The 10,174-nt window shown below is 45.9% G+C and carries 8 protein-coding genes; 4 read left to right on the top strand and 4 right to left on the bottom strand.

The window, feature by feature from the left end; genetic code table 11:
- A partial coding sequence (locus tag ACOJS8_RS15530) for a hypothetical protein (protein WP_420149455.1) occupies positions 1–209 on the top strand: 209 nt, incomplete at its 5' end.
- 271 nt (positions 210–480) lie between these two features.
- Here ACOJS8_RS15530 and ACOJS8_RS15525 read toward each other — a convergent pair.
- The 3 genes from ACOJS8_RS15525 to ACOJS8_RS15515 are packed head-to-tail and all read right to left on the bottom strand — an operon-like array spanning position 481 to position 6,184.
- Positions 481–3,165, bottom strand: coding sequence for a permease prefix domain 2-containing transporter (locus tag ACOJS8_RS15525; RefSeq protein WP_420149454.1), 2,685 nt, complete (start codon positions 3,163–3,165; stop codon positions 481–483).
- 20 nt (positions 3,166–3,185) lie between these two features.
- On the bottom strand, positions 3,186–5,849 hold the full coding sequence (locus ACOJS8_RS15520) for an ABC transporter permease (protein ID WP_420149453.1): 2,664 nt from the start codon (positions 5,847–5,849) through the stop codon (positions 3,186–3,188).
- Positions 5,846–6,184 carry a PadR family transcriptional regulator gene (locus tag ACOJS8_RS15515; RefSeq protein ID WP_420149452.1) on the bottom strand — a complete coding sequence of 113 codons (339 nt, stop codon included), beginning with the start codon at positions 6,182–6,184 and terminating at the stop codon, positions 5,846–5,848. The genes ACOJS8_RS15520 and ACOJS8_RS15515 overlap by 4 nt, the downstream gene beginning before the upstream one ends.
- 206 nt (positions 6,185–6,390) lie before the next feature.
- On the opposite strand from ACOJS8_RS15515, the gene ACOJS8_RS15510 reads away from it, so the two are divergent.
- The 3 genes from ACOJS8_RS15510 to ACOJS8_RS15500 all read left to right on the top strand — a co-directional run bounded on the left by ACOJS8_RS15510 (position 6,391) and on the right by ACOJS8_RS15500 (position 8,856).
- Positions 6,391–7,011 (top strand): N-(5'-phosphoribosyl)anthranilate isomerase, encoded by a 621-nt coding sequence (locus ACOJS8_RS15510; protein ID WP_420149451.1) that lies wholly within the window; start codon positions 6,391–6,393, stop codon positions 7,009–7,011.
- Positions 7,012–7,213: 202 nt separating this feature from the next.
- Positions 7,214–7,738: a PspC domain-containing protein gene (locus tag ACOJS8_RS15505; RefSeq protein WP_420149450.1), complete on the top strand. Its 525-nt coding sequence runs from the start codon at positions 7,214–7,216 to the stop codon at positions 7,736–7,738.
- Between the two features lie 71 nt (positions 7,739–7,809).
- Positions 7,810–8,856 carry a LiaI-LiaF-like domain-containing protein gene (locus ACOJS8_RS15500; RefSeq protein ID WP_420149449.1) on the top strand — a complete coding sequence of 349 codons (1,047 nt, stop codon included), beginning with the start codon at positions 7,810–7,812 and terminating at the stop codon, positions 8,854–8,856.
- Positions 8,857–8,939: 83 nt separating this feature from the next.
- On the opposite strand, the gene ACOJS8_RS15495 is transcribed toward ACOJS8_RS15500, so the two are convergent.
- Positions 8,940–9,956 carry a GntR family transcriptional regulator gene (locus ACOJS8_RS15495; RefSeq protein ID WP_420149448.1) on the bottom strand — a complete coding sequence of 339 codons (1,017 nt, stop codon included), beginning with the start codon at positions 9,954–9,956 and terminating at the stop codon, positions 8,940–8,942.
- Positions 9,957–10,174 lie beyond the last annotated feature (218 nt).

The following is a 10,174-nucleotide window of genomic DNA, read 5'->3' as shown; positions in this document are numbered from 1 at the left end:
ATAATACGAGCCTGAAAGAAGCCAGTTTCAGGGAAGCGTTTTTCGACACCAAAGCGTCGTTTGTTACGGTCAAAAGCGAGTCGATATCCTTTGAAAATGCTTTTTTTCTGTCTCAAAAACCGCTTCTGGATTTCAGTAATCCCCGACCAGCGCAAGTTAACGTAATGGGCGTCAGAACGGCAGCAACCAGTACGTTTCATATTGAGTAGTACTGTATTCAACGCAGAGCCACAAAGAACACGTAATTTGTGGCTCTGCGTTGAAATAAAGCGTTTTATCGTGCTGAATTGTTCATGTCTGCGGCAATTAACCATCGGCCGCTCGTTCTGGTACGAAGGTCCATCAGGGCTACAATATGATTCGCCTATTACTCTCGTTTATAGTTGTGCAGGACACGGTCAATTTCGGAAGCCAACGTACTGAGTAAAAAAGCATAGGACGATAACGTAGCGAATGTTCCTGACTGGTTTTAACGTAAGGCTATTCCGACCTTAGAGAAGTAACCGGATTAACCAGGGCTGCCTTGATACTCTGGAAGCTCACTGTGAGCAACGCAATACCGATTGACAGCGTACCTGCCAGGGCAAATACCCACCATTCCATATCTACTTTGTACGCGAAATCCTGTAGCCATTTGTTCATAGCCCACCAGGCAACAGGCGACGCAATCAGCAGCGAAAAAACAACCAGTTTGAGGAAGTCGGCTGTTAGCAGCGTTACAATGCTGGTAACGCTGGCACCCAGTACTTTCCGGACACCGATCTCTTTGGTACGTTGCTCAGCCGTGAACATCGCCAGACCGAATAGGCCCATGCAGGAAATCAGAATAGCAATAGCCGTAGCCGTGTTGACAAGCTGCCCGGTTTTCTGCTCTTTTTCGTAAAGTCTGGCAATCGAATCATCCAGAAAAGAATACTCAAATTTGTTGTCGGGATACACCGAATTCCATTGTTGTTCAATGCTGGCCAGCGTCGCCTTGACGTCGTTCATCTGCTTTCCTTTCGTTGCCAGCTTAACCCCTATATTTCGGGCCTGGGGCATACTGGCGATGAAAACGGGGCCGATTTTTTCGTGAAATGATTGCTCATGGAAATCAGCCACAACACCAACAATCGGATATTTTTTATCCTGAAATTCGATCATTTGATTCAGTGCATCCGCCGGTTTCTGAAAGCCCAATGCTTTGGCATACGTATCATTGATGACTAACTCCCGCAATGAATCGCTTTTTATGTAATTCCGGCCCGCCAGTAACCGAAGCTGATAGAGCGGAATGAAATGTTCATCGCCGACTTTGGCCGATACGTCCATTTCCACATCCCGCTTTTTGCCTTTGTATTTCAATTTGGTCACCATATGAGAATCGCCCATTGGCGGAAACCATTCCCTTGTTACGCCTTCAACGCCCGACAACTGCCTGATTTTCTGAGCCAGCACTGGACCTTTGTCACCCCACGGCGGACGTATTGATACAATGGCATCGGTTGAAAAGCCCCGGTCTTTGTTTCGCATAAAACTCAACTGACGACTGACCATCAGCGTGCCAATGATAAAGACTAGCGAGACTGTAAACTGGAAAACAATCAACGCTTTCCGAAAGTAGCCTTTCTGCCCGCCTGTTAATGCAGACTGGCCTTTGATTGTCAACGCAGGTACGTGCGACGACAACACCCACGACGGATAAAAACCAGCTAGCAACGACGTAACGGCTGTAACACCGAGCAGAAATAACCCAGTTTGCAGACTGAATAAATCGTACGTTAACCCCTTGGGTATTAGCGACTGAAAGGCCGATAAAATGGGTTTAACCAGCACTAGTGAAATAAGAACAGCTAGGAGCGTCAGGATAACGGTTTCGCCCAGAAACTGGATAACCAGATTACCACGACTGCTGCCCATCACTTTTCGAATGCCGGTTTCTTTCGCCCGATAAACGGATTGAGCTGTCGATAAATTAATGAAATTGATGGCGGCAATCAGCAGAATAAAACCAGCGATGGCCATCAAACCGTAAAGCGTTGGCAGGTGCGCTTTGCGTGAATAATTGTCACCGTATTTTTCGTTAAAATGAACGTCCGACAAGGGTTGCAGGGCGGGCGTGAATTTAAACTCCTTTGGATAGTGAGCTTTGCCAAACCGTTGAAACTGCGTAGTGAACTGATCCGGTGTTGAGCCTGCCGGAAGCTTAACATACGCCTGCGATGCCGACCAGATATCCTCCCATTGATCGAGGTTAATTTCATTTTTTAATTGACTGGCCCGGATTGTTGCCAATGATATGAAATCAGTAAACGTAAAATCAGTTGGCCGTTCCCAGTCTTTCACGATACCCGCTACGTTAACCCGCACCGAATCCTGATAGATGACTTCTTTGCCCAGGATTTGATCGAACGGTAAATCACCAAAATATAGACGGGCTTTCTTTTCCGACAGTACTAACTTGAATGGCTCGTTTAAGGCAACGTCAGGATTGCCAGCCAGCCATTGATACCTGAAAATGTCGAAGTATTTAGGGTCTACAACAACAAGGTCAGCATTGCCGCCGGTGCGTCGCCGACTTTCAAAACGTATCGGTTTTTCGGTTCCGTTCGAAATCAGTACGTCCGATTCGATAGTATGAAAAGCGGCCACGGTACCTAAGCCAGGAATTTCCTTGCGAATACCAGCCGGTACAGCGTTGGGAACAAATCCCACCGGATGTTTTTCCGCGTTTTTGTTGTACTGGGATTCGCCCACCAGCCGGTAAATACGTTCGCTTTCAGGATGAAACGTATCGAAGCTGAGTTCATAATTCGTAATCAGATAAATAGTCAGACAGGCGGTTACGCCCAGCGTAAGACCCAGCAGATTGATGAGCGTGCTGACTTTATGTTTTGTCAGACTACGTAGTGAGGTTTTGAGGTAATTACGTAACATAACCGGATGGAATAAGGATGGTGAAGAGTATTCGGTCGACTGTCGTTTAAGAATAAATGGTAACCCGGCCCGGGGACGCAGAAACCCCAGTACGTTGCGCCAGTAGCGCCGGTCAGCCCGCTCTCGTCCAAGCCGTGCTACGTCCTGTTCATAGCGTTCATGCAAATCGCCCTGCACTTCCTCCAGTAAATGAGGAGCGCAAAACCATTCGAGGAAGCGATCGGCCCATTGGGGTGGTCGAGTGTTCATGGTGGTATGTGGGAGGGGTATTAGTCTGTTTTCAAACTCTTTACCGGATTAATCATGGCGGCACGTAACGACTGCCAACCGACCGTTAAGAAAGCGATGGAAATCGCAAGAAACGCGGTTATAAAGAATACCGACACGCTCTGGTTAATGTGATAAGGATAGTTTTTCAGCCACTCCTGCATAGCATACCAGGCCGCTGGAAAGGCAAAAAGGAACGAGATGGAAACCAGTTTAAGAAAGTCGGTAGAGAGTAGCTGGACAATTCCTGTTACGGATGCACCCAATACTTTCCGAATGCCAATTTCCTTGGTACGTCGTTCGGCCGAAAGGGTGGCTAATCCGAAGAGACCAATACACGAAATGAAAATAGTCAGAATAGCGCCGAAAAGCATCATTTGTTTCCATTTAGCTTCCGACTCGTATCGTTTCAGGTTTTCCTGGTCCATAAATTTATACGAATAGGGATGCAGTGGAAATAATCTTTTGAAGACTTTTTCGATGTACTGAAGGCTTGCTGTTTCGGTATTCGGTTTAATTTTAATGAATGCTCTTCCGTACGCGTTGCCTGGGCGCATCGTAAACAATTGAGGTTTTATTTCCTGGCTCAACGACTCAAAATGGCTGTCTTTAACAACGCCAATAACCGAGTATTTTTTGTCAGTTTCATTGAGCCAGAAATCCACCGTTTCGCCAATCGGATTTTTCCAGCCTGCTTTTTTAACGAACGTTTCATTTACCAGAACGGAGTGAGAAGAATCAGCCGGAAAGTCAGCCGAGAAATTCCGCCCTTTTAAAACCGGTATTTTAAAAAGTGGCAAGTACGCTTCATTGACGGTTTCGTACCAGAAATTTAGTTGGGTTTCGCCGTTAACTTTTGCTACTGTGCCCCAGTTGCCTGCATTTCTTGGCGCTACGTCGATGATTTTTGGGTTTTTCAGTAATTCTTCTTTGAAAAGTTTTACCTCATTACGTTTTAAATTCGACTTGTTGATGAAAATTAAATTTTTGTCATCGTAGCCGAGGTCTTTGCTTGTTAAATAATTGAACTGATCATAAATGGTGAGCGAAGCAATAATGAGAAAGGAAGCCAGCGAAAACTGAAGAACAACCAACGATTTTTGCAGGTAATTCTTTCCTGAAAGATTGAACCGGCTGTAGAGGGTCTGAACCGGATTGTAGCCAGAAAGCACAAGTGCAGGGTAAAAACCTGCTAACAAGCTTGTTATGATGAAAAGCGCTACGTATCCAGTAACCAGTTTGGCGTCAAACAGATAAGAGAGTGAAAGAGCTTTGCTGGACAGTTGATTGAATGTAGGTAAGGCTAACTGAACGAAAACTACGGCAAGAACAAAAGCAACGAAACACAGAATAAACGATTCGCCTAAGAACTGAATGATGAGTTGCGTTCGGGCGCCACCGACTACTTTCCGAACCCCAATTTCTTTCGCCCGTTTTAAGGAACGCGCCACTGTCAGATTAACAAAATTGATACAGGCGATTAGCAGAATAAATAAAGCAATGCCCGATAAAATATAGGAATACGTCGGATTACTTTCGTCAACAAGTCCGTTGCTGGCGGGCAATTCCTTACTGAGATGCATATCGGTAAATGGCTGAAGTGCATAAATCGTTTTATCATTCATCCCAAACTTTTTGTTAATGGATTCGATACTTTTTTGCGCATCAGCTACATAAATCTGATTCATTTTTGCCTCTACAGCTTTGAGGTTAGCGTTGGGAGAGAGGATAACAAACGTATTCTGAAAAACACTGAACCAATTTTCGTTATTTGCCCAGTCTTTTTGATCGACCACCATGGGCATTAATACGTCAAATTTTATGGACGAATTTTGCGGACAGTTCTGCGCAACGCCCGTTACGGTATAAGGCTCAAATTTATCTTCGTCTTTAAAGAAAAGTGTCTTACCTACTACGTTAGTCGAACCGAAATTTTTCTCAGCCATTTTCTCCGAAATTACGACTGACTTCGGACGCTGTAACGCTGTTTTCGGATTGCCGCTTATCAGCGGAAACGAGAAGATGGAAAAGAAACTGGAATCGGCAAAAAAGACGGTTTGGCTCGCCACTTCGTTACCCTGTTTCAGGTCTTTCCTGTTTTCCTGATAGCGGACAAAAGATCCTATTTCTGGAATACCCGCGTGAAATTTAGGACCTGGAAAAATTCCCGTATAAGGTTGTGGTCTGCCCGTCGTAATTCCGGCAGGTGTTACGTCGTAGCTGTAGATTCGGTAAATAGACGGGCTATTGGCGTGAAAGCGGTCGTAGCTCACTTCGTCCTTCGTGTACAACATAATCAGCATAGCAGCCGCCAGACCAATGCTCAACCCAATAATATTGATAGACGAATAGGCTTTATTGCGGGTCAGGTTCCGAAAAGCGATCTTGAAATAATTCTGTAGCATGGCAGGTCTGAATAAAGGAGTTGAGGAATAGTCTTCAGGTTGACGTTTTATTGCGAATGGTAAGCCATAGCGTGGGCGTAGAAACCCCAGTACGTTGCGCCAGTAGCGCCGGTCAGCCCGCTCTCGTCCAAGCCGTACTACGTCCCGTTCGTAACGTTCATGCAAATCACCCTGTAACTCCTCCAGCAGGTGTGGGGCGCAGAACCATTCAAGCAGGCGATCGGCCAGGAAAGGCGGAACGATACGACGATTCGGGGTCATATACTGATGGCAGGTAGAGCGTTCGGTGAAATCGAATTCCAGAGTTGATCGCGCATCGCCCGGATATCGTGGAGCGTTCGGCTGCCGAGTGCGGTTACGGTAAACAGGCGTTTGCGTCGGCCTCCGCGCTCGGCCGTAGCCTCACCCATGTGTGAGGAAAGCATTCCTTTCTCCTGCAAACGGTGGAGCGCTGCATGAACTGCGCTAATGCTTACCGAGCGACCCGTTTGCCGGTCCAGTTCATCGGTAATGGCAACGCCATAAGCACTCTCGTTCAGAACCGCAACAGTCAGTAGTACGATTTCTTCAAACTCTCCAAGGTATGATCGTCTCATGGCTATGAATTACATTAACTTTTGTAGAACAAATATTTTGCCAATTTTTGAAAAGTGCATTTGTGGGCTATCCGGCCCTGTTTTGCGTCAACTACCCTGTCCGAAAACGCACACCATTTGTCCGCGGTCGAACAATCCAGCTCGAAATCAATCCATAGAAAGCGCGACTGTAGTAACTTCGCCGACTCGAACTGATTACTGACACCATGGCTCTCCAGACACTCGTTAAAATTTCCAATGTTACCAACCTCAGTGATGCCCGTTATTGCGCTGGCATGGGCGTAGATATGCTCGGCTTCTCGATGGATTCGGATTCACCGGATTATATTGATCAAAAAAAATTCGACGGGATCAGAGGATGGGTGGCTGGGGTGCAGATTGTGGGAGAAACAACGGCTTCTGACCCTGAGATTATTGAACAACTGCTCGATACGTACCAACCCGACGTATTGCAGGTGGATGAATCGGCACTGTTGCCATACCTGGTTACCTTTGGTAAACCGCTTATTTTGCGCATCGATCTGGCACAGATGACGCTTGATCAACTCAATACGTTATTTCATACGGGAACTGCTGATGCTGATTACATACTGCTGGAAAGTAACAGCTCCATTCATTTCGATGACGATTTAAAGGCATCTCTTCAGCGATTAGCCTCACGCTACCCAATCTTATTAGGAGCGGGAATTTCAGCCCTGAACGTACATGATTTGTTGACCGAATTGCCCGTTCGGGGAATTGCGCTGACGGGTGGCGACGAAGAACGACCGGGCAACAAAGAGTTTGGCGAGCTTATGGACATTCTGGAAGCGATTGAAGTAGAATAGCATAGGGCATAGGGGTAAGGGCATAGGGTATTTAGCAGCTTTAGCCCTATGCCCTTACCCCTATGCCATTAAATCACTACTATGTATTACCTACTATCATTGAAAACACACTTCCATCAATAGCCGCGTCCACTCTTCCAAATCTATTTTCACCAGGCGCTACTATCCACTAGGTTTACAACGTTTTAAACAACCAGAAACCATGAACAAGCGCTTAGAACGTATTGCCGACCAGGCCCAGATTGGGGGCGTATGTGCTGGTTTGGCCGATTATTTTGGAATAGATCGCGCCTTAGTCCGCGTGCTGTTTGTAATCGGAATTTTCTTGCCTCATTTTCCGGCTATAATCATTTATGTTATCTTGTGGATCGCGCTTCCCGAACGGCGTTCGGCTAGTTATGCGGCTCAGTCAACTGTTTATGCAAACCCCGTTTTTTCCATGAATCCCTACAATCCTAACAAACCTGCATCTCCCGACCGTAGCATTGTCGGTGGGGCCATTTTGATTATCCTCGGCGTTCTCTTTCTGATCGATCGCTACCTCGATATCGATTTCGGTGATTTGTGGCCGTTCATGCTGATAGCCATTGGCTTGTGGTTGATTTTTAAGGATCGGATCAAGCCGCCTTACGATAACAACTCAAATTACGGTAATACAACAAATTACGGCAGCACGACAAACTACGGCGATACCCCGTCGGGTAACGATCCTACTGCCTCGCTTTAACGAAGTGATGAGTGGTGAGTGATAGTTTCAACTCATCACTCATCGTTCCTCATACATCACTCAATTATATCATGCAACGAAGAAACGGATTATTCTGGGGGATTTTTCTGCTGACGCTGGGTGTGCTGTTTCTGGCTCGCCGTGTGGGGTGGCTGGATGTAAACTGGCATTCGCTGGTAAACCTGTGGCCCTTACTGCTGATTCTGGCGGGGGTAAATATCATACTGGAGCGACGTAGCAACCCGGCGGCTTTTGTTACAACGGTTATGCTGGCGGTGGCTGTGCCCACTACGTTGTTTGGGTTTTTCTCCCACAACCGGGATCGCGATCGTGATGGATTTCACATGCGCTGGAATCATGATGACGATGATGACGACGACCGTGACTACAGCCATAACGATTCGGATAACAATGACGACGATGATAACGAAAGCGATTATCAGGCCGAGCGGGATCGCCGAAATGCCGACAAAAACGTTCCGCATTCCAATACGTTCTCAGAATCTATGGATGCCAATACGCGTGAAGCTGTACTGAAACTGGCGGGTGGGGCTGGTAAATTTGTGATCAGCGACCCAACCACTGAACTCATCAAAGCCGATACGAAACAGACGCTGGGTATGTATTCGATGACGGTCGACAGAAATCCAACGACGCATACACCAACCATTGAATTAAAGCCATCAAAGGAAGAACAACGTATTGATTTTAAGGATGGTGACTACGAAAATCGGGTGGATGTACACTTGAATACTACGCCCGTCTGGACAATGGACGTAGCGCTCGGTGCCGGACAAGGCAATCTGGACTTAAGTCACTACGCCGTTAAAAGCCTGAAAATTGGTGCCGGTGCTGCCGACCTTGATCTTAAGCTGGGTGCCAAAGCCGATCAGGCGGATGTGAAACTAGACGTAGGGGCGGCATCAGTAACAGTACATGTCCCCAAAGAAGTAGGCTGCCGGATCAAAAAAGATGGTGCCCTGAACGTAGAGCATCTTGATGATTTTACCAATGTCGGTGGTGGGGAATTTGTCAGCCCCGGCTACGACGCATCCACAAAGAAAATGACCATTCGCTACAACGGTGGCATCTCTAGCTTTAGAGTGGTGAGGTACTAGCTAGTAAGCTTCACCTGAGCGTTAAAAAGAGCCCAGAGCAGTACGTTCTCTGGGCTCTTTTTGTTTTCTGGATCGTTTATTTTTCACAGTGATTTACGCACAATAAGCTTAAACGGGTTCTCGATGTGTTCGACACTACCGTTTAAGACCAGTTGAGCGGCTGTTCGACCCATCTGCGCAAAATCGGTTGACATAACCGTGATTCCTTCCAGTAGAAATTCTTTCAAAGGCGTATCGTTGTACGATAAAATCCCAACCTCCTGCCCTAGTACATACGAGGTCTGCTTAATCTTCTTGATCAACTCGACAAGGTCTTCTTCCATCAGATTAATGTAAGCTTGCTGCGGTTCAATTGACTCATTCTGAATGTTGTGAATGACGCGCGTCTGGAATCCGTGTTCGTAGCAGAATTTGTAATAGCCATTCAAAATGGCTTTCGGATGATACGTGTAGGAAGGAAAAAGAATACTCAGGGTTTTGTATTTCTGTAACAGCGGCAGAGCTTCTACCAGCGCCTGATAAAGATCTTTCTCAAAGTTCTGAAAAACAGCCGCGTAGTTTCCCGTTATACCATCCAGCAACTTATCCATAATCACCAGCTTGTGTTTAGGGATGCTGTTGATGAGTTCATCGGCTTTTTCGCCCCCTTCAAAAAAGTGACCAATAATAACGTAGTGCGTATGATTCCGGGTCTGGCGCAGAATCAGATCCCGAAACAAGCGAAAATCATTATTGTAAATAAAAAAATCAATAGCCACCGTCGGGCCCAATAACTCGACAAACGAGTCGTAGATGATTTTTTTATGGACGCTTAACTTGTTGAACAGCAGGAATATTTTGAGATTATTTCCGGTTGGCGTGTAGTTGATATAAAACCCTTTTCCCTTAACAGCCCCAATAATTTCCTTTTCTTTCAGAAGTTCGTAGGCCCGCTCAATAGTGCCTTTCGATACGTCGAATTCCGCGCACAGTTCATGGATAGAGGGAAGTTTATCGCCCGGTAAAATATCCCGATTTTCGATACCCTCTACAATTGAATTATAAATCTGCTGGTATTTCGGTGTATTCGAGTAATCGTTTATCTTAATATGGAAAAGCATAATGGAAGGCGCTATTCAGAATTAATTAAAAAGGAAATCGACAGCTATGTACTACTGACTATCGGCGCCTGCCAACTGATTGGTAGGCGCTTTTTTCTTATAAGCAGACGGTTACGAGAGTAAGTCACTATTGAAAATACTAAGAAATTTATCGAAATAATGATAAAATAGGTAGGTATAGGAAAGTCTATATTGGCCTATTGTAAATATTTGACTAA

Origin of the sequence: Spirosoma sp., assembly GCF_048594605.1 — a bacterium.
In the GTDB taxonomy this organism is placed as follows: Bacteria; Bacteroidota; Bacteroidia; order Cytophagales; family Spirosomataceae; genus Spirosoma.
Note: the sequence above shows the minus strand (reverse complement) of the source record. Positions and strands in the feature narration are given on the sequence as shown.

Coding starts and splice junctions, on each gene's coding strand:
- ACOJS8_RS15525 (WP_420149454.1), bottom strand. CDS start 3,165: ATGAACACTCGACCACCCCAATGGGCCGATCGCTTCCTCGAATGGTTT.
- ACOJS8_RS15520 (WP_420149453.1), bottom strand. CDS start 5,849: ATGACCCCGAATCGTCGTATCGTTCCGCCTTTCCTGGCCGATCGCCTG.
- ACOJS8_RS15515 (WP_420149452.1), bottom strand. CDS start 6,184: ATGAGACGATCATACCTTGGAGAGTTTGAAGAAATCGTACTACTGACT.
- ACOJS8_RS15510 (WP_420149451.1), top strand. CDS start 6,391: ATGGCTCTCCAGACACTCGTTAAAATTTCCAATGTTACCAACCTCAGT.
- ACOJS8_RS15505 (WP_420149450.1), top strand. CDS start 7,214: ATGAACAAGCGCTTAGAACGTATTGCCGACCAGGCCCAGATTGGGGGC.
- ACOJS8_RS15500 (WP_420149449.1), top strand. CDS start 7,810: ATGCAACGAAGAAACGGATTATTCTGGGGGATTTTTCTGCTGACGCTG.
- ACOJS8_RS15495 (WP_420149448.1), bottom strand. CDS start 9,956: ATGCTTTTCCATATTAAGATAAACGATTACTCGAATACACCGAAATAC.